This is a genomic window from Paenarthrobacter sp. Z7-10, assembly GCF_026932795.1.
Lineage (GTDB): Bacteria > Actinomycetota > Actinomycetes > Actinomycetales > Micrococcaceae > Arthrobacter_M.
This window is the reverse complement of sequence record NZ_JADPVH010000019.1, coordinates 17,998-36,624: the sequence shown is the minus strand read 5'-3', so window position 1 is coordinate 36,624 and position 18,627 is coordinate 17,998. Positions and strand designations below refer to the sequence as shown.

Sequence of the window (18,627 nt, the reverse complement as noted above, 5' to 3'; positions counted from 1 at the left end):
CGCCGGTCGGCGTCTCCTTGCTAGTCAATGAGGCTCCTTCCTGTCAGCCGGAGGAAGACGTCCTCCAGGCTGGAGCGGCGGATCAGTGACGTGATCGGATGCAGTCCGCGCTGTGACACGCTGTCCATCGCGGCTTCACCGTCATGTGCGTAAATCAATACCCGATCCGGCAACGTTTCTGTGCGTTCCCCGATCCCCTGCAGTTCCGCGGCAACTGTGGTGTTGCGGGCCGAGCCGAACCGCAGTTCCAGGACCTCCCGGGTGGAGTACTGGCGGATCAAGGCAGCGGGAGATCCCTCGGCCATGATCCGGCCCTTGTCCACCACCACGAGCCTGTCGCATAACTGCTCCGCCTCGTCCATGTAATGCGTCGTAAGGATCAGGGTGGTTCCAGCCTCCTTCAGCCGGAACAGCCGGTCCCAGAGGATGTGCCGTGCCTGCGGGTCCAGGCCCGTAGTCGGTTCGTCCAGCAGCAGGATGGTCGGATCGTTGACCAGCGAGCGGGCAATGGTGAGCCGTCGTTTCATTCCGCCGGAGAGGTCATCCACCTTGGACTTCGCCTTTTCGGTCAGCTGGGCAAAGGCGAGCAGCTCGTCCGCCTTCGGATTCAGGTAGCTCATCGGCAGGCCAAAGTAGCGGCCGTAGACGATCAAGTTGTCCCGGACCCGCAGCTCTTCGTCCAGGTTGTCCTGCTGTGGCACCACGCCAAGATGCGCCCGAACCTGTGGTCCGTTCTGTTCCGGATCCAGCCCCATGATGGTCAGCGTGCCGGAGGTGCGCTGGGAAACCCCGCCGATCATCCGCATGGTGGTGGACTTCCCGGCGCCATTCGGTCCCAGCAGGCCAAACGATTCACCGGCGGGGACGTCAAAGGAAATATCGTCGACGGCGGTGAAGTCGCCATACTTCTTGGTCAGGTTATGAGCTGAGATGACGAATTTGTGCGGGGCATTTAGTGAGACGTTTTGGGACACTCAGCTTAGGCTAGTACACAGATTCGAACAGCGTAAGACCTTTTCCGTCACCAGTTGCCGCTGGCCGTGCTGTGTGGCTGGTTTGAACCCACGGTCCGGCACGGCACGGAGGCGGCGTGCGCTAGTCGACGATGATGCCCGCCTGCCGCTCCGCGGCCTCGACGACGTTCGCCAGCAGCATCGCCCGCGTCATCGGGCCAACGCCGCCGGGATTCGGCGACAACCAGCTGGCCACCTCTCCGACCGCGGGTTCAACGTCGCCCACGATGCGGGATTTGCCGGTTTCTTCATCCACGATCCGGCTGACGCCGACATCAAGCACGATCGCGCCTTCCTTGAGCTGGTGGGCCTTGATCATCTCCGGGAACCCGGCGGCTGCCACCACCACGTCCGCCATCGCCAGCAGCTCCGGCAGGTCCAGGGTTCCGGTGTGAGCCTGCAGCACTGTCGCGTTGATGGAGCGCCGGCTCAGCAGCAGGGCCAGCGGCCGGCCTACAGTGACGCCGCGGCCGATCACCAGCACCTTTTTGCCGGTCAGGGCAATCTTGTGCCGCAGCAGCAGTTCCACAATGCCATGCGGGGTGCAGGGCAGCGGGGCGTTCACAGCGGAGTGGACATTGAGCACCAGCCGGCCCAGGTTGATTGGATGCAGCCCATCCGCGTCCTTCGCCGGATCGACGCGTTCAAGGATTGCGCTGGCATTGATATGGTCGGGCAGCGGCAGTTGCACAATGTAGCCCGTGGTGGCCGGATCGGCGTTCAGCTCATCCAGCAATGCTTCCAGATCCTGCTGGCTAATGTCGGCCGGCAGGTCCCGGCGCACGGAGGCGATGCCGACTTCGGCACAATCGCGGTGCTTGCCGTTGACGTACCACTGACTGCCGGGGTCCTCCCCCACCAGCACCGTCCCGAGTCCGGGGGTGATGCCCTTGGATTTCAGCACCGCGATCCGCTTCGCCAGCTCACCCTTCAGGGCTGCCGCCGTCGCCTTTCCATCCAGTACCCGGGCGGCCACTGGGGTGCCCAGCGGTGTCTTAGCCCTTTCAGCGTGGGTGGCGTGCGCCATTGCGCTCACCATTCTTTCTGGCCGGGGTACAGCGGGAAGTCCTCGGTCAGCTTTTCCACCCGGCGACGCAGGGCCGCCAGATCCGCACCACCCTTCAGCGCGGCCGCAATGATCTCGGCAACCTCGGTGAACTCGGCTGCACCGAAACCTCGGGTGGCCAGGGCCGGCGTTCCGATCCGCAGACCGGAGGTAACCATTGGCGGGCGCGGATCGAACGGCACGGCGTTTCGATTGACGGTGATGCCGATGCCATGCAGCAGATCCTCGGCCTGCTGACCATCCAGTTCGGAGTTGCGCAGGTCCACCAGGACCAGATGCACATCGGTGCCGCCGGTCAGGACAGAGACGCCGGCCTGCGCCACGTCTGCGGCATTCAGCCGATCGGCAAGGATCCGGGCACCCTCCAGCACCCGTTCCTGGCGTTCCTTGAACTCGGCGGAACCGGCCACCTTGAACGCTACGGCCTTGGCCGCGATGACATGCATCAGGGGCCCGCCCTGCTGGCCCGGGAACACATTTGAGTTGATTTTCTTTGCCCACTCCTGCTTGGCCAGGATGACGCCGGAGCGCGGGCCGGCGAGCGTCTTGTGCACGGTGGAGGTCACGACGTCGGAGAACGGAACCGGGGACGGGTGCAGCCCGGCCGCCACCAGCCCGGCGAAGTGCGCCATATCCGTCCAGAGCAGCGCGCCGACCTCGTCGGCGATGGACCGGAAAGCGGCAAAGTCGAGGTGCCGCGGATAAGCGGACCAGCCGGCGATGATGACCTGCGGCTTCTCGGCAATGGCCTGCTCGCGCAGTTTATCCATGTCGATGGTGAACGTCTGGGGGTCCACCTGATAGGCGGCCACCTGATAGAGCTTGCCGGAGAAATTCAATTTCATGCCGTGAGTCAGGTGCCCGCCGTGGGCAAGCGAGAGACCAAGGATCTTTTCACCGGGAGTAATCATGGCGGCAAGGGCTGCGGCGTTGGCCTGGGCCCCGGAATGTGGCTGCACGTTCGCGTATTCGGCCCCAAAGAGGGCCTTGACCCGCTCGATGGCGAGGTTTTCCGCAACATCAACGTACTCACAGCCGCCGTAATATCTCCGGCCGGGGTAACCCTCCGCATATTTATTGGTCAGGACCGATCCCTGCGCTTCAAGCACCGCCCGGGGGGCGAAGTTCTCCGAGGCGATCATTTCCAAGGTGCCCCGCTGGCGGCCTAATTCATCCTTCAGGACGGCGGCGATCTCGGGATCCAGCTCGGCGAGCGGGAGATTGGTCACGGACTGCGCTGACGGGGACGGCGCTGTACTGCTGGAAGGCATGGACACTAAGACTCCTGGATGGCTGGGGGAACTGCTACAGGTCAGGTTACCGGTCGACAGGCGGATTCCCGCAGGGCCGGGGACGCATCCCCGAAGGGTGTCCACTGCGCAGTTCCGAGCGCAGTGGAAACATCGTGACCCTCGGCCCAGGCGTACGATCCGTGGTCTTCCGCTTCGCCGCTCCCCGATGGTGGTCCACCTGACGCCAGTCGCAGCGCCTTAACTGTATTACAGCGCCCCCGGCCTGCCCAACGTGTTACGGGCCCGCTCAGGGACTGCCTCTGCCGGTAGCGTTAGGTCCGTGAAAACGATTGAAGGTACGACGGCGACTCCGGGCTTTGTCCTGACCCTCTCCTGTGCGGATCGTCCCGGGATTGTCCATGCCGTGGCCGGTGCGCTGCTGCAGGCGGGGTGCAACATCACAGATTCCCAGCAGTATGGCAGTCCGGTCACGGGCACTTTTTTCATGCGCGTCGCGGTCGAAACATCCACGCCGTTCGCGGCACTGCAGGACCAGCTCGCCCCGGTGGCCTCGGCCTTCGGAATGGATTGGGGCTTGCATCGGGCCGGAGCACCGGTTCGCACCCTGATCATGGCTTCCAAATCCGCCCACTGCCTCAACGACCTGCTGTTCCTGCAGCGTTCCGGCACACTGCCGATTGATATTCCGGCCATCGTTTCCAACCACCGGGAGCTGCAGGGACTGGCTGATTTTTACCAAGTGCCCTTTCACTACATCCCCGTAAACTCCGGCTCCAAGGTCGACGCTGAGGACGCACTGCGTGTCCTGATCGCTGAAAACAGCGTCGAACTGGTTGTGCTGGCACGCTACATGCAGGTGCTCAGCGATGAGCTGTGCACCGAGCTGGCCGGCCAGGCGATCAATATCCACCATTCGTTTTTGCCGTCCTTCAAGGGCGCCCGCCCCTACCACCAGGCGCACGCCCGCGGCGTCAAGATCATCGGCGCTACGGCGCATTACGTGACCGCCGCCCTGGACGAAGGCCCCATCATCGAGCAGGAGGTGATCCGGGTGGACCATGGCCGCTCCGCTGAGCAGTTGGTGGCCCTCGGCCGGGATGTCGAGGGCCGCACCCTGGCGACAGCGGTTCAATGGCACGCCGAGCACCGGGTGCTGCTGGACGGCAACCGGACCGTCGTCTTCAACTGACCTTTGTCACCCAGGCCTTCTCCATTTGGCTTTCAGCCCCGGCCGCATTGCTCTCACCTTTTTCACCCAGGCCTTCTCCATTTGGCTTTCAGCCCCGGCCGTATTGCTCTCACCTTTTTCACCCGAGCCCTGTTCAGCTGACCTTCGTCGTCAGGCCACCTTTGCGTGCCTTCAGCGTCGGGCCGTCAGTCCAGCGGCACCGGTCCCAGCTCATTCAGCAGGTCGCCGGGCCCGGGATTTTCCGGTGCCGAGCTTCCGCCCAGATGCGCCAGCACGCCCCACACCGCGTTGAGCCCGGTCGTCACGGCGCCCTCCGCCCAGCCGGCGGTGAAAGACACGTCGTCCCCAGCCAGGAAAATGCCACGCTGCGACACGGGCAGCGCGTCCTGTTTGAAGTGTGTAAAGAGTCGCTGCTGGTAACGGTAGTGCCCGGGCAGGTTGGCCTTGAACGCTCCCATAAAGTTCGGGTCCGCCTCCCAGGACACCGTGATCGGCTGGCCGACGATGTGGGAGGCGATGTCCACCTTCGGGTAAATCTGCTTGAGCGAATGCAGCATCAGTTCCACCCGTTCCTCCGCCGAAAGCGCCAGCCACTTCAGCGCGTCGTCGTTCCAGGTGTAAGAGAGCAAGATGACGGCCGGCTTGTCCGGTCCATTGTCGAGCAAATACGTCGCCCGATTCAATCGGTCCGTCAGCGTCATGGACAACACATCGCGGCCCGTTTCCGGATCGATGTCCTTCCAAAACGGCCGGTCCACCATCACGAACGTCTTGGAGGATTGCATATAGTGCGAGCGCTCAATGGCCGTCCACATTTCTGGTGCGAACAGCGCTTCCTCGGTATGGATCCGGGTGGAGAGCAGCCACGACTGGCAGGTGGTCACCACCGCGCGGTAGCTGGCGGTCCGGCCCCAGCGTTCCTGGACCCGAAGGGAGCCGTCCGGTTCGCGTGAAATTTTCGCTGCCGCCCCGTGTGGAGAACCATTGTGCAGCGAGGCCAGCGAGGTGCCGGCGGGCCAATGCACCATCTCCGACGGCGAGATGTCCGACGGCGAATGTTGCCAAAGTGCTTCGGGCAGGCGTTGCGCTCCGCCCACCAGCGAGCGATGGCCGTCGTCGGCGTCCGTAGAGACAACGCGCAGGATTTCCAGGATCGAGTTGGGGAAGTCGGTGTCCCAGCCGCCGGTTCCGAAGCCAACCTGGCCGAAGGCCTCGCGGTGCGCGAAGCCGGCCTCCTGGAAGGATGCGCTCTGCGCGATGAAGCCGTAGAACGTCTGTTCGTCCAACTCCGGCAGCAAGGCATTCCAAAGCGCCTTGATCCGACCGGTATTCCGGGTCCGGATTGCCTCCTGCATTTCGGCGAACTGGGCGCCGTCGTTCACCGCCGCTTTCCATGCTGCGGCGACCTCATGGAAGAATTCTGGCAGTTCCGCCGTGGTTTTGGCGTAATGCGCGGCCCCACCCAGTTCGATGACAGTGCTGGAGGTGACGTCCGCGAGCGGATTAGGGAACGCCGCCGTCGCCAGCCCCAGCTTGTCCACGTAGTGATAAAAGGCACGGCCGGAAACCGGGAAACGCATCCCACCCAGGTCCGCCACCACCTCCGGTGCGGCCGGGAAACTGGCTGTGCGCAGTCGGCCACCGAGCTGATCCGCCTCATAGAGCACCGGCCTAAGGCCCATTTTCATCAGTTCATAGGCGGTCACCAATCCGGACAGCCCTGCACCCACCACGGCGACTTCGGTGCCATGGAGCTCCGCTGGAACCCAGCCAAGTCCGGCCGGATGCGCCAGATAGTGGTCATAGCTGAAGGGAAAATCCGGGTTCAGCATCGTAATCGGCGCCGCGCCCGGCTGCGGTGGCTGCTGCGGGTCGGTGGCGACTGTCATCGCTGCCCAACTTTCATGGGTTCGTCGTCGAACGTGCTGGTGGCCAGCACACGGTACTCCTCGGTGCTCAACTGCGCCACCTTCGAATGCCGGCGGCCGTAGCCAAAGTAGGCCGCGAACCCCACCAGCATCCAGCCGGCGAAGACCAGCCAGGTGATACCGCCCAAGTTGATCATCAGGTAGATGCACATCAGCGAGCCCAGGATGGGGGTCAGCGGATAGAGCGGAACGCGGTAGCTGCGTTTGAGTTCCGGTCGCTTGGAGCGCAGGTAAATCACCGCCAAGTTGACCAGCCCGAAAGCGAACAGGGTGCCTATGCTGGTGGCATCGGCCAGCGCCCCCAGCGGGATCAGGCCGGCGGTGAGGGCCACCACGATGCCCACGATCAGCGTTCCGGTCACCGGGGTGCCGGTCCGGGCGGAAATTCGGCCGAAGACCTTCGGCACAAGTCCGTCGCGGGACATCGACATCAGGATCCGGGTCTGTCCGTACAGGACTGTCAGCACGATGCTGGCGATGGCCAGCACCGCACCCACGGAGAAGACGACGGCGATCCACGGCTGGTGCGTGATTTCCTGCAGGATCTGCACCAGTGCGGCCTGAGTTCCTTCGAACCATGTCCATTCCCGGGCGCCGACTGCCGCGACGGCCACCAGGACGTAAAGTGTGGTGACGATGACCATGGAGAGCATAATGGCGCGCGGCAGATCCCGCTGCGGATTGCGCGCCTCTTCGCCGGCGGTGGAGGCGGCATCAAAGCCGATGTAGGAGAAGAAGACCCGGGACGCGGCGGCGGACACGCCAGCGGCACCCATCGGCATCAGGGGTGCGAAGTGGCCGGAGTTGAACGCGCTGAACGCGATCGCGCAAAAGAACAGCAGGATGACGATTTTGATGATCACGATGGCGGTATTAATCCAGGCGCTTTCCTTGGCGCCGCGCACCAACAAGGCCATGGCCAGCAGCACAATCACCATGGCCGGCAGATTGAATACCCCGCCAGAGCCGGGGGGTTGCGAGATGGCATCGGGCAGGCTGAGCCCGAAGGCTGACACGGTTTCGTTGACGTACTGGCCCGCACCAACGGCGACGGCGGCCACGGAGACTGCGTACTCGAGCACCAGGCACCAGCCGCAGATCCAAGCCATTCCCTCCCCAAGGGTGGCATAGGTGTAGGAGTAACTGGAGCCGGACACCGGGACCAACCCCGCCATCTCGGCGTACGAGACAGCGGAGAGCAGGGCTGCCAGTCCCGCGATGACGAAGGAAATCCAGATCGCGGGACCGGCGAGGGGCACCGAGTCGCCCAGGATCACCAGGATGCCGGTCCCGAGAGTGGCGCCGATGCTGATCATGGTCAGCTGCAGCACACCGAAACTGCGGATCAGCTTCCTTCCGTCGGAGCCGGATCCCGCCTCGTGGACCATCTGGCCCAAGGGTTTGCGGCGGAGCAGTTGGCGGCCAAGCCCGATGGAGGGACCGGTCCGGTTACCGGCACCGGGACGCCGCGGCGGCTGGGGCGCCGCGGCGGTCACCGGCTGCAGCGCCGGTGTCCTCGGCTGGTTCAGTTGGCTGGGCACAGTCACCGTTGACTTCCAATCATTGGGTAGTTAGGAATTTCCCCTATCCAGAGTAGGGCTGTGTCCCAGCTCCCTGGTTGGTGCGAAATGCCCTAAGATGTCGTTACATGAGACGTATTGCACTGATCCTCAGCCTACCGGAGGAGCCGGCTCCGGACCGCGGCGCTGTCTCCTCGGCTGAACAGGCGGGAGCAGTCCATGCCGCTGCCTGCTGACGATCTCGAAGCTCGGGAACCATTTATCACCCTTGGGATGTTCCGGCGGGAACTTCCCGCCGGGCTGACCGTGCTGCACGACGCCGAGCGGAACGATTATGCCTGCCGGAACGATGCCACGGGCCGGAACGATGCCCACCGGAACGACGATGCAAGCCAGGAGGCAACACTGCTGCGCTGGGTGGAACCCAGCGAGCTGGAGGACCCGACGCCGTACCTGATGGACGGTGAATTCATCCTCACCGCCGGTTTGCCATTCGTGGGCGAGGGCGGTCGTCCTGATCTTGTTGACGCGTATGTGGCCAGGCTGGTGGAGGCCCAGGTCTGCGCGCTCGGCTTTGGCTTGACGCCATATCACGATGCCGTTCCGCAGCCGCTCATCGACTCCTGCCGGAAACGCAACCTGACGCTGATCGAGGTGCCCCCGTCGGTGCCGTTCGCGGCCATCGGCCTGCAGTTTGCCCAGTTGCTCGAATCCGAAAGGGCCAAGGTATTCCGCCAGTTGGCCGACGCCAACCGGGTGCTGATGCGTGGCGTGCTTTCGCCACGCCCCGAGAACGAACTGCTCTCCGCGCTGGTGGCACGCTTCCCCTGCTGGGCCGTGCTGGCCGGCGGAGATGGCCGGATCCGCGGGCGCGCCGGCGTGGTCCCGCAGGACTCGGCAAACCTGACTCCGATGCTGGGTCGGCTACTCTCCGGCTCCGGTCCACGGGTGGAACTGGAGTCGCTCCCCCTCCCCGGTTCGCGCTACGTAGTCGGGCACCCGCTGCGCAGCGGCAGGGACGTCACCCTGGGCGCATTGCTGATCGGCTCCGATCAGCGGCTCACGCCGGCGCAGAACAACGTAGTCTCCACCGCCGTCGGTCTCTTGGAACTGCTCTTCCGCCAGCGGACCAGCGGATCCCTGGCCCCCAGCCAGCTCGCTGTGGCGCTGTTGCTGCATCCTCAGACCGTGACCAGCGGCAGCGGGCGGCAGGTCACCGCGGCTAAGGATCTGCTTGCCCAAAGCGTGGGCGCCGCCCGCTCAGCCCCCCTGCGGGTCATTCAGGGCGTCGCTGTTGACGCGCCGGATTCCAGGCATGGAGGCAACAGCGAAAGCCCGGTCCGGGAGCTGCTGCAGTGGCGTCGGCTTTTCCAGACCAAAATGGTGGAAATTACCGACTACGGCTTCGCGGCGATCACCCGGCTGAAGGTCGACGACGCGCTGTTGGCCGAGGTGGAAAAGTTGGGCTGGCGCTTGGTGGTGGGCGATCCGACGGAACTCAGCGACCTGCCGGCCGCCTACCAGCGAGCAACCTCATTGCGTGCCCGCGCCCTGAACACTCAGCAGAATGTGCGCTTTGATGCGGTCACCTGGTCCGTCACAGGCCTGCTTGGACGGGAGGCGGGCACCATGCTGGCATCGCAGTTGTTCGCCCCGCTGAAGAGCCTGGAGCCGGAGCGGCGCGACGCCCTGCTGTCCGTGCTCCGAGCATGGCTGGCAGAAAACGGAAACTGGGACGCTTCAGCCAAAACCTTGGGCTTGCACCGCAACAGTGTGCGCCGGCAGATCGGCGTGCTGGCGGAGCTGATGGACAGCGACTTCAACGCTGCCCAGACCCGGGCGGACCTCTGGATTAGCCTCCAGTACACCGATCTGCCAGGCTGAGCGCCCAGCGCTCTTCCCATCGCGCGTACAGTTCAGGTCGGCGCTCGCGCAGATACGGCACTTCCGCACGAGCGGAGGTGATGCCCGCCAGGGTGATGTCGGCGAATATCAGGTCCTTGCCGCTGCCAGCTTGGGCGAGCATTGCGCCGTCGGGCCCAGTGATGACGCTCCCGCCGCCGAACGTCACCCCGCCTTCCGTGCCACAGTGGTTCGCGTACCCTATGGCCACCTGACTCTCCAAAGCGCGGGCACGGAGCAGGATCTGCGGCACGCTGTCGTAGCCGTGGCCCAAAGCCGTCGGAACGAGCAGCAGTTCCGCACCACGGCTGGCGGCTGCCCGGACCTGCTCCGGAAACTCGACGTCGTAGCAGATCAGCAATGAGGTTTTGAAGCCACCGAAATCGACAACGTCGGGCGGTCGGCTTGAGGGTGTAAAGGCCCCACGCTCCAAAGGGCCGAAGAGGTGAACCTTGGCATAGTTCAGCAGCTCGGCACCGCTGCGGTCCAACAGCGTCGCAGCGATGTTCCACTCCCCGTTTTCCCGGACGGCAGGCAGACTGTGGACCAAGGCCAGGTTGTGGCGCACCGCGATGGCCGCCAACCGGGCGGCAATGTCCGGCAACCGCGCCGGGTCCAGCTCCGCGCGCACCCGCTTCGGGGCGTATCCGACAGCGAAGAGCTCCGGCGTCAGCAGCACCGCAGCCCCACCTGCTGCGGCCCGCTCGGCCGCCTGATCAATGGTGCGCAGGTTGGCTTCCACGTCGAGTGTCCGGGCCTCGGCCTGCAGCACCGCCAATTTCATCTGGACGGCCTCCCTATTTTTGGCTGTTCTGAAACCGGCTGGGCGCAGGCTTCTGATCCCAGAATAACCAACCAAGGGACCCGTCGCGGGGGCAAATCATCCCACCCGATCAAACTTTGGGACGAACTGGTCCACCGACTGACCGTACAGTTCGCCACCTCCGCTCGAGCTCATGTGGTCGCAACCGGAGGAATGGGCCGCGCAGACACCCGCGGAGCCCCGCCGGACAGGCGGCGGCAGCTGGCCCCGCCGGACCACGGGTAGCATCGGTGCCATGAAACAGCTGATTCCCTTTGGCGGGAAAACACCGATCGTCCACGAAACCGCGTTTGTTGCTTCCAACGCCACCTTGATTGGCAATGTGCAGCTCGGGCCTGACGCCAGCGCTTTTTATGGCGTCGTCGTCCGCGGCGATACGGCGGCCATTCTGGTCGGCGCCGGCAGTAATCTGCAGGACAACGTCGTACTGCACGCCGATCCGGGCTTCCCAACCACACTCGGGGCGGGAGTCAGCGTCGGTCACTCGGCGGTGGTGCATGGCTGCACGGTGGAGGACGACTGTCTGATTGGAATGGGTGCCACCGTGATGAACGGAGCCGTCATTGGAGCGGGATCACTGGTGGCTGGCGGCGCTGTCGTGCTTGAAGGTGCCGTGATCCCTCCCCGCTCCCTGGTGGCTGGCGTGCCTGCGAAGGTCCGGCGTCAGCTTACCGACGAGGAGTTCGACGGCGTACAGCAGAACGCGGCGCGCTACGTGCAACTCGCCCGCGAACACAAATCAATCCACTCCTGACCCCTCGCCGCTCCGCAACTCCCCTCCCTTGGCTCCCGACCCTCCATAACTTCCGCCTCCCCTTCGACTCCCGACCCTCCATAACTTCCGCCTCCCCTTCGACTCCCGACCCTCCATAACTTCCGCCTCCCCAGCCCCCGACTGAGTGGCAGCAGATGCACTCAAAACGGCTTTTGAGTGCATTATCTGTTACCTAGTTGGGAGAAGGGGTTGCGTTAACTTCTTGACTGCAAGCGGGGATTGATGCAACCTTCTATGTATGGCCGCCGAAGACCCCGCATTGAAGAGACGATCGCGTAATCCCGGATCGCAGTCGGCGCTTCGCCACCTGAACGAAGAGCGCATCATCGAAACGTTGCTGGGCAGCGGGCCGTCCACGCAGGCCGAAATATCCCGGCACACCGGTTTGTCCACTGCCACGGTCTCCAACATCGTCAAGAGCATGGCCGAAACGGGTCTCATCTCCACCTCTCCCACCACGAGTTCGGGCCGGCGGGCGCTGTCCGTGACCCTGAACGGAAACGGCGCGGTCGCCGTCGGAATCGACTTCGGCCGCAGCCATGTACGGGTGGTGCTGGCCAATCTGGGCTACCGCGTGGTGGCCGAACGGGCCATTCCCCTGCCACTGGGGCATAAGGCGTCCGAGGGTATCCGGGCCGCCGCCGATCTGCTCGACGCACTGCTGGCCGAGGCCAAGCTTAAACGCAGCTGCATCATCGGCGTGGGGGCCGGGATTCCCGGACCCATTGACCGGCGCAGCGGCACTGTGATCCAGGGCGCGATCCTGCCGGAATGGGTGGGAATCAGCATCCTGAACCGGTTGGAAGAATCCCTGCAGATGCCGGTGTTCGCGGACAATGACGCGAACCTCGGCGCCTTGGCCCAGGTCACGTGGGGACCGCACGGCGCGGTGAGCAACCTGATGTTCCTCAAGATCGGCAGCGGCATTGGAGCCGGACTGATCATCAATGGAGCGCCGTACTACGGCAACATCGGCGTGACAGGCGAAATCGGTCATGCCACCATTTCGGAGCACGGACTTATCTGCCGCTGCGGCAACCGCGGATGCCTGGAAACGGTCGCCTCGACGGCCATCATGATTGAGCTGCTCAGCCGCGGAGCGCACACTCCGCTCACCGCCAACGACATAGTTAACCGGGCGCTTGCCGGGGACGCCGCGACCCTGCGCGTCGTCGATGACGCTGGCGTCGCCGTCGGCCGGGCGGTGGCCAATGTCGCGAACCTGATCAACCCTGAGGTGATCGTGGTCGGGGGCCCGCTGGCCGAACTCGGCGAAGTTCTGCTGGAGCCGATCCGGCGCGGTCTGATGCGCCACGCCGTCCCGGTAGTGGGCGAAAGCACCAGCTTGGCAATGTCCTCTCTGGGCGACCGCGCGGAGGCCCTGGGCGCCGCTGCATTGGTCTTTCAGCACCAGGGAATCCACCGATGACATGCGGACCGTTGCCGAGTCGTTGCGTTAAAGACTTGACGACAACCGCGGAAGCGGGTTTACTTTTTTCAGGCGCTGCGACAGGCCTTTGGTCCACGGGAATCGAAGTCCGGCGTGCGGCGGTTTTGCCTAACCTTCTTATCGGGTCACCGCACCCGGTTTGGAAGCCGCTTGCCGGCAGTTTGTACGCACGGAACGCAGGGGCACGAGTTTGACGCCGTTTTAGTGGGCGGTTTTTACCTTTTTTGCAGACAGTTTTTACGGACAGTTTTTTGGACAATGAAGTCGTTCTTGGAGGCGAAGTAAACCATGGCATCCAGCAGCCCGGTCATTCTCGAGATGCGCTCCATCACGAAGGAGTTTCCCGGGGTTAAGGCCCTTTCCAACGTCTCCATTACCGTTCATGCCGGGGAAATACACGCCATCTGCGGCGAAAACGGCGCCGGCAAATCAACCCTGATGAAGGTCCTTTCCGGTGTCTACCCGTTCGGCAGCTACAGCGGTGACATCGCCTACCAGGGCCAGGTCTGCGAGTTCAAGGACATTCGGGCCAGCGAGCACGCCGGCATCGTGATCATCCATCAGGAGCTGGCCCTGATTCCGGAATTGTCCATCCTGGAGAACATTTTCCTGGGCAATGAACCAACCAGGTTTGGTGTCATCGATTGGAACCAGGCGCGACGACGGTCCATCGAACTGCTGGCGCGGGTGGGCCTGCGTGACGATCCGGACACCCCGGTCAAAGAGATCGGCGTTGGCAAGCAGCAGCTGGTGGAGATCGCCAAAGCGCTGAACAAGTCGGTTAAGCTGCTGATCCTGGACGAGCCGACGGCGGCATTGAACGAGTCCGACTCACGGCATCTGCTGGATTTGATCCGCGGGCTTAAGGGCAAGGGCATCAGCTCCATCATGATTTCGCACAAACTCAACGAAATTGAGCAGGTCGCGGACTCCATCACCATTATCCGCGACGGCAAGACCATCGAAACCTTGGATGTTGTGGCAGACGGCGTGGATGAGGACCGCATCATCAAGGGCATGGTCGGACGGACGCTGGAGTCCCGGTTCCCTGACCACACGCCGAGGATCGGTGAGGTTTTCTTCGAGGTGAAGAACTGGACCGTGAAGCACCCACAGATTTCGGACCGGCTGGTGTGCAAAAACTCCAGCTTCACCGTCCGGCGCGGAGAAATCGTTGGTTTCGCAGGGTTGATGGGTGCCGGGCGCACCGAGTTGGCGCGCTCCATCTTTGGCCGCTCCTACGGCACGTTCGTCTCCGGACAGATTATGAAAGACGGCAAGGAGGTGACGCTTCGCACTGTTCCGCAGGCCATTCACCATGGCATTGGCTACCTCACCGAGGACCGCAAATCCCTGGGTTTGAACCTGCTCGACGACATTAAGGCCACTACCGTTTCAGCGGCGCTGAGCAAGATTTCCCGCAACACCGTGGTGGATGACAACAAGGAGTACTCCGTCGCGGAGCAATACCGCCGGCAGCTGCGCACCAAGACTCCCAGCGTCGACGAAGGTGTCTCCAAGCTCTCCGGCGGCAACCAGCAGAAAGTGGTGCTGGCGAAATGGATGTTCACCGATCCGGACCTGCTGATCCTGGATGAACCCACCCGCGGCATCGACGTCGGTGCCAAGTACGAGATCTACGGCATCATCCAGCAACTGGCCAATCAGGGCAAGGGCGTAATCGTCATTTCCTCGGAGCTGCCGGAGCTGCTGGGCCTCTCCGACCGGATCTACACCATCTTTGAGGGCGCCATCACCGGGGTGCTGGACAAAGACGACGCCAGCCAGGAAAACCTGATGAAACTCATGACCGCCGCCAAGAAAACCGCCTGACCGCCGGAAGAAACAGGACCAAAACAATGAATGCGCTCAAACAGCTCTTTGGCGGTAACACCCGCCAATTCGGCATGATCTTTGCACTGATAGCCCTGATCATCCTTTTTCAGTTCATGACCGGCGGTCTGACCCTGACCTCGGACAACGTCATTAACCTTTTCAATGGCAACGCCTACATCCTCATCCTGGCCATCGGCATGGTTTTGGTGATCATCGCCGGGCACATTGACCTCTCTGTCGGTTCCATCGCGGCCTTCGTGGGCATCGTCGTCGCGATCACCATGCGCGACTGGCACCTGCCGTGGTTCATTGGAATCTTGCTGGGTCTGATTCTGGGGGCCATCATCGGCGCCTGGCAGGGATTTTGGGTGGCCTATGTTGGTATCCCGGCTTTCATTGTCACGCTCGCGGGCATGTTGCTGTTCCGCGGCGCCAACCAGTTCGTTGGTAAGTCCAATACCGTTCCGGTGCCCAAGGATTTCCAGTACATTGGCGCCGGATACCTGCCCGAGGTCGGTCCAGTCACCGGGTACAACAATCTGACGATATTGATCGGGCTGATTGTGGTCGTGGCGATTATCTGGGGCGAAATCCGGTCCCGGAAAAATGCTGTCTCCCTGGGCGCCGACGTTCCCCCGCTGTGGATTTCCGTGCTGAAGATAGTGCTGCTTTCCGCGGCCGTTCTGTACGCCACCTACCTCTTTGCCACCGGTCGCCGCGGCACGTCGTTCCCCATTCCCGGCCTCATCCTGGGCGTGCTTGTGCTGATCTACGGTTTTATCTCATCCAAAACCATCATCGGCCGGCACATCTACGCCGTTGGCGGAAACCGCCATGCAGCGGCCCTGTCCGGCGTGCAGAGCAAGCGGGTGGACTTCCTGGTCATGATGAACATGGCCATCCTGGCGGGCCTGGCGGGCATGATTTTCGTCGGCCGCTCCACGGGCTCCGGCCCGTCCGACGGTGTCGGCTGGGAACTTGATGCAATCGCCGCCGTCTTCATCGGAGGCGCCGCGGTCACAGGTGGCGTCGGCACGGTGGTTGGATCCGTCATCGGTGGCCTCGTCATGGCAGTCCTGAACAACGGACTTCAGCTGCTCAACGTCGGCTCGGACATGCAATCCATCATCAAGGGACTGGTGCTGCTCACCGCTGTCGCATTCGATGTCTACAACAAGAGCCAGGGCAAGAAATCCATCATCGGGCTGATGATGAGGAATTTCGGCAACCGGCCGCAGGCAGAAACAACCAAAACCAAAGAAGTCATATCCACGACAACCAGTGTCTAGCGAATCTCTTGCCAGACATCTACTCCCCATAAAGAAAGCGAAAACCATGTTGAAATTCAACAAATCGGTGAAATCACTTGCGGTCATCGCAGCGGTTTCGGCTTTGGCCCTGACCGGCTGCGGCCGCGCCGACACCGGTTCCTCCTCCAATGGCACGTCGGCCGCGGCGGGCTTCCCGCAGGATTCCGAAATCGGCGTGGCCCTCCCGCAGAAGACCTCGGAGAACTGGGTCCTGGCCGAAAGCCTGTTCAACGACGGACTCAAGACCGCAGGCTTCAAGGGCAACGTGCAGTTCGCCAACGGAGGTGTGTCCGAGCAGCAAAACCAGATCAGCTCAATGATCACCAAGGGTGCCAAGGTCATCATCGTCGGCGCGATCGACGGTGCCCAGCTGGGCACCCAGTTGAAGCAGGCAAAGGATGCCGGCGCCACGATCATTGCCTATGATCGCCTGCTGCTCAACACGGACAACGTGGATTACTACGTCGCCTACGACAACTACAAGGTGGGTCAACTGCAGGGCCAGGCGCTGCTGGACGGGATGAAGGCCAAAAAGCCAACCGGCCCCTACAACGTTGAGCTCTTCGCCGGATCTCCGGACGACGCCAACGCGAAGGTTTTCTTCGACGGCGCCATGAACGTGCTGCAGCCGAAGATCGACGACGGAACGCTAAAGGTCGTCTCCGGCCAGAAGTCCTTCGAGCAGGCCGTGACCCAGGGCTGGAAGGCGGAGAACGCGCAGAAGCGGATGGACACGCTGCTGACGGGAAACTACACCTCCAAGGCGCTGGACGGGGTCCTGTCTCCGAACGACACCCTGGCACGGGCCATCCTGACCTCGGTCAAGGCCGCAGGTAAGCCGACCCCGATCGTCACAGGCCAGGACTCGGAAGTTGAATCGGTCAAGTCCATCATGGCCGGCGAGCAGTACTCCACCATCAACAAGGACACCCGCGCCCTGGTGGCCCACGCCATCCAGATGGTCAAGGACCTGCAGGCCGGCAAGAAGCCCGAAGTTAACGATGACAAGTCCTACAACAACGGCAACAAGGTGGTTCCGGCCTTCCTGCTGGTGCCGCACATCGTCACTAAGGCCAATGCCGCTAAGGAATACGCCAACGATCCGACGCTGTCGGCGCTGACCAAGTAGCGTCCGCGGGTCGGTTCAGCTGGCCCCGATGGAAGGACCCGGTGCACCGATTCGGTGGCCGGGTCCTTTGTCGTCCTCCGGCGGCAAAGGTGCTTTTCGTAGTCCCAAGACCGCGCCAGTGCCACCGGCGCCCCTGTAATGCAACAATGGGCCCATGACCGGAACCCGCCCCATTTCCAGGCCCGAGTGGCTCACCGCTCCGGAGCACAACACCTTCGCTGCCACGGGACGGACGCTGCGGTGGGGCGTTGTGGCCACCGGCAACATTGCCAACACGGTGACTGCAGAACTCGCCCTACTGGAGGACGCAGAGCTGGTGGCGGTGAGCTCCCGCAGCCAGGCCAAGGCATCGGAATTTGCGGCCCGCTTCGGTTTTGCGCGGCATTATTACGACGGCGGACCCGGGTCCGGCGTCGACGTCACCGACCACAGTAACTCCACCGGGGGCGGTGGCGTCAGCAACCACGGGTTCGCCACCGGGGGCGGCACCGATCAGCCGGTGGCCGGCTATCAGCAACTGGTGCGGGATCCCGATCTGGATGTTGTCTACGTCGCCACACCCCATGGCCAGCATTTCGAAGTGGTCAGGGCCGCTCTGCAGGCCGGAAAGCATGTGCTGTGCGAGAAGGCGCTGACGGTCAACGCCGCCGAGGCGGCCGAGCTGATCCGGTTGGCCCGGGAACGCAAGCTGTTCCTGATGGAAGCCGTCTGGGCCCGCTTTGTTCCGGGCATGCAGCGGGCCTTCGAGATCGCAGCTTCCGGCGAAATCGGGAAAGTGCAATGGGTCCGCGCCGATCTTGGCTTTCCGGCACCGGTCGATCCGACGGCGCGGATCTGGGCACCGGTCGATGGCGGCGGTGCCCTGCTGGATCTCAGCGTTTATCCCTTGCTCTGGGCGTGGGGAACGCTCGGCGCGCCGCAATCGGTCCACGCCAGCGGCGCCTTGACAGATTTTGGAGTCGACCGGCAGAATGCCATCACGCTCAGCTATGCCTCCGGGGCGCAGGCCCAACTGATGTCCTCGCTGACCGCCCTGGGGCCGCGCTCCGCCGTCGTCGCCGGTTCGAAGGGCTACATCGAGGCCGCAGGCTCCATCAACAACCCTCTCAGCCTCACCGTGCAGACCGGCGTGGAGGAGCCCAGAGTCGAAACGTTTGAACCCCTGGCCCGTGGCTACACCTATCAGCTGCGCGAGGTCACCCGCTGCATCCAGCAGGGCCTCACCGAAAGCCCCACGATGCCGCTGGACGATTCGCTGGCCACCATGGAGCTCTTCGACGAGGTCCGCCGTCAGTTGGGCGTTGTTTACCCCAATGATGCCTAGCCGGCAGCGGAAAGACGGACCGCCCTTAGGTGCGGAGCTCTGAGATCTGACCATGTTTGGGTTTCCGGTGCCGGAGATACATAGCGTGTCCCCCGAATTTTCGGGGGGG

Annotated in this window: 14 protein-coding genes and 1 riboswitch; of the genes, 8 read left to right on the top strand and 6 right to left on the bottom strand. The window is 63.2% G+C overall.

Translation table 11 applies throughout. The features are described 5' to 3' along the window. Window positions 1-20 precede the first annotated feature (20 nt). From IV498_RS07655 to glyA, 3 genes are all read right to left on the bottom strand, one after another. Complete coding sequence (locus IV498_RS07655; protein ID WP_269045968.1) at window positions 21-974, bottom strand: ABC transporter ATP-binding protein; 954 nt, start codon at window positions 972-974, stop codon at window positions 21-23. Window positions 975-1,095: 121 nt separating this feature from the next. Further along, window positions 1,096-2,040, bottom strand: coding sequence for a bifunctional methylenetetrahydrofolate dehydrogenase/methenyltetrahydrofolate cyclohydrolase (locus IV498_RS07650; protein ID WP_269045967.1), 945 nt, complete (start codon window positions 2,038-2,040; stop codon window positions 1,096-1,098). 5 nt (window positions 2,041-2,045) lie between these two features. Next, on the bottom strand, window positions 2,046-3,350 hold the full coding sequence (glyA, locus tag IV498_RS07645; protein ID WP_269045966.1) for a serine hydroxymethyltransferase: 1,305 nt from the start codon (window positions 3,348-3,350) through the stop codon (window positions 2,046-2,048). Window positions 3,351-3,487: 137 nt separating this feature from the next. After that, window positions 3,488-3,573: riboswitch (ZMP/ZTP riboswitch) on the bottom strand. 87 nt (window positions 3,574-3,660) lie between these two features. On the opposite strand from glyA, the gene purU reads away from it, so the two are divergent. Further along, window positions 3,661-4,521, top strand: coding sequence for a formyltetrahydrofolate deformylase (gene purU, locus IV498_RS07640; protein ID WP_269045991.1), 861 nt, complete (start codon window positions 3,661-3,663; stop codon window positions 4,519-4,521). Window positions 4,522-4,706: 185 nt separating this feature from the next. Here the strand turns inward: purU and IV498_RS07635 are convergent, their stop codons facing one another. Both IV498_RS07635 and IV498_RS07630 read right to left on the bottom strand, forming a co-directional pair. Continuing rightward, entirely contained in the window at window positions 4,707-6,410 is a 1,704-nt protein-coding gene (locus IV498_RS07635; RefSeq protein WP_269045965.1) for a flavin monoamine oxidase family protein, read from the bottom strand. Then, on the bottom strand, window positions 6,407-7,837 hold the full coding sequence (locus tag IV498_RS07630; RefSeq protein WP_269045990.1) for an amino acid permease: 1,431 nt from the start codon (window positions 7,835-7,837) through the stop codon (window positions 6,407-6,409). Before IV498_RS07630 ends, IV498_RS07635 begins: the two co-directional genes overlap by 4 nt. Window positions 7,838-8,188: 351 nt before the next feature. Between IV498_RS07630 and IV498_RS07625 the strand changes: the two genes are divergently transcribed. Next, entirely contained in the window at window positions 8,189-9,853 is a 1,665-nt protein-coding gene (locus IV498_RS07625; protein ID WP_269045964.1) for a PucR family transcriptional regulator, read from the top strand. Here the strand turns inward: IV498_RS07625 and IV498_RS07620 are convergent. After that, window positions 9,822-10,655, bottom strand: a complete 834-nt coding sequence (locus tag IV498_RS07620) for a carbon-nitrogen hydrolase family protein (protein ID WP_269045963.1) — start codon at window positions 10,653-10,655, stop codon at window positions 9,822-9,824. The genes IV498_RS07625 and IV498_RS07620 overlap by 32 nt on opposite strands. 274 nt (window positions 10,656-10,929) lie before the next feature. Between IV498_RS07620 and IV498_RS07615 the strand changes: the two genes are divergently transcribed. The 6 genes from IV498_RS07615 to IV498_RS07590 all read left to right on the top strand — a co-directional run bounded on the left by IV498_RS07615 (window position 10,930) and on the right by IV498_RS07590 (window position 18,518). Next, entirely contained in the window at window positions 10,930-11,448 is a 519-nt protein-coding gene (locus IV498_RS07615; protein WP_269045962.1) for a gamma carbonic anhydrase family protein, read from the top strand. Between the two features lie 280 nt (window positions 11,449-11,728). After that, a complete protein-coding gene (locus IV498_RS07610) occupies window positions 11,729-12,898 on the top strand; it encodes an ROK family transcriptional regulator (RefSeq protein ID WP_442951313.1) in 1,170 nt (389 codons plus the stop codon). Between the two features lie 309 nt (window positions 12,899-13,207). Then, a complete protein-coding gene (gene mmsA, locus IV498_RS07605; protein WP_269045960.1) occupies window positions 13,208-14,752 on the top strand; it encodes a multiple monosaccharide ABC transporter ATP-binding protein in 1,545 nt (514 codons plus the stop codon). Window positions 14,753-14,778: 26 nt separating this feature from the next. Beyond that, window positions 14,779-16,044, top strand: a complete 1,266-nt coding sequence (mmsB, locus tag IV498_RS07600) for a multiple monosaccharide ABC transporter permease (protein WP_269045959.1) — start codon at window positions 14,779-14,781, stop codon at window positions 16,042-16,044. 46 nt (window positions 16,045-16,090) lie between these two features. Further along, entirely contained in the window at window positions 16,091-17,194 is a 1,104-nt protein-coding gene (locus tag IV498_RS07595; RefSeq protein WP_269045958.1) for a substrate-binding domain-containing protein, read from the top strand. Window positions 17,195-17,348: 154 nt separating this feature from the next. Continuing rightward, window positions 17,349-18,518, top strand: a complete 1,170-nt coding sequence (locus IV498_RS07590) for a Gfo/Idh/MocA family protein (RefSeq protein WP_269045957.1) — start codon at window positions 17,349-17,351, stop codon at window positions 18,516-18,518. The last annotated feature ends 109 nt before the right edge of the window (window positions 18,519-18,627 follow it).

Bases quoted from the DNA above. Each gene is read 5' to 3' on its own strand.
- IV498_RS07650 (WP_269045967.1), bottom strand. From the start codon at position 2,040: ATGGCGCACGCCACCCACGCTGAAAGGGCTAAGACACCGCTGGGCACC.
- glyA (WP_269045966.1), bottom strand. From the start codon at position 3,350: ATGCCTTCCAGCAGTACAGCGCCGTCCCCGTCAGCGCAGTCCGTGACC.
- IV498_RS07635 (WP_269045965.1), bottom strand. From the start codon at position 6,410: ATGACAGTCGCCACCGACCCGCAGCAGCCACCGCAGCCGGGCGCGGCG.
- IV498_RS07630 (WP_269045990.1), bottom strand. From the start codon at position 7,837: ATGGTCCACGAGGCGGGATCCGGCTCCGACGGAAGGAAGCTGATCCGC.
- IV498_RS07625 (WP_269045964.1), top strand. From the start codon at position 8,189: ATGCCGCTGCCTGCTGACGATCTCGAAGCTCGGGAACCATTTATCACC.
- IV498_RS07620 (WP_269045963.1), bottom strand. From the start codon at position 10,655: ATGAAATTGGCGGTGCTGCAGGCCGAGGCCCGGACACTCGACGTGGAA.
- IV498_RS07615 (WP_269045962.1), top strand. From the start codon at position 10,930: ATGAAACAGCTGATTCCCTTTGGCGGGAAAACACCGATCGTCCACGAA.
- mmsA (WP_269045960.1), top strand. From the start codon at position 13,208: ATGGCATCCAGCAGCCCGGTCATTCTCGAGATGCGCTCCATCACGAAG.
- mmsB (WP_269045959.1), top strand. From the start codon at position 14,779: ATGAATGCGCTCAAACAGCTCTTTGGCGGTAACACCCGCCAATTCGGC.
- IV498_RS07595 (WP_269045958.1), top strand. From the start codon at position 16,091: ATGTTGAAATTCAACAAATCGGTGAAATCACTTGCGGTCATCGCAGCG.
- IV498_RS07590 (WP_269045957.1), top strand. From the start codon at position 17,349: ATGACCGGAACCCGCCCCATTTCCAGGCCCGAGTGGCTCACCGCTCCG.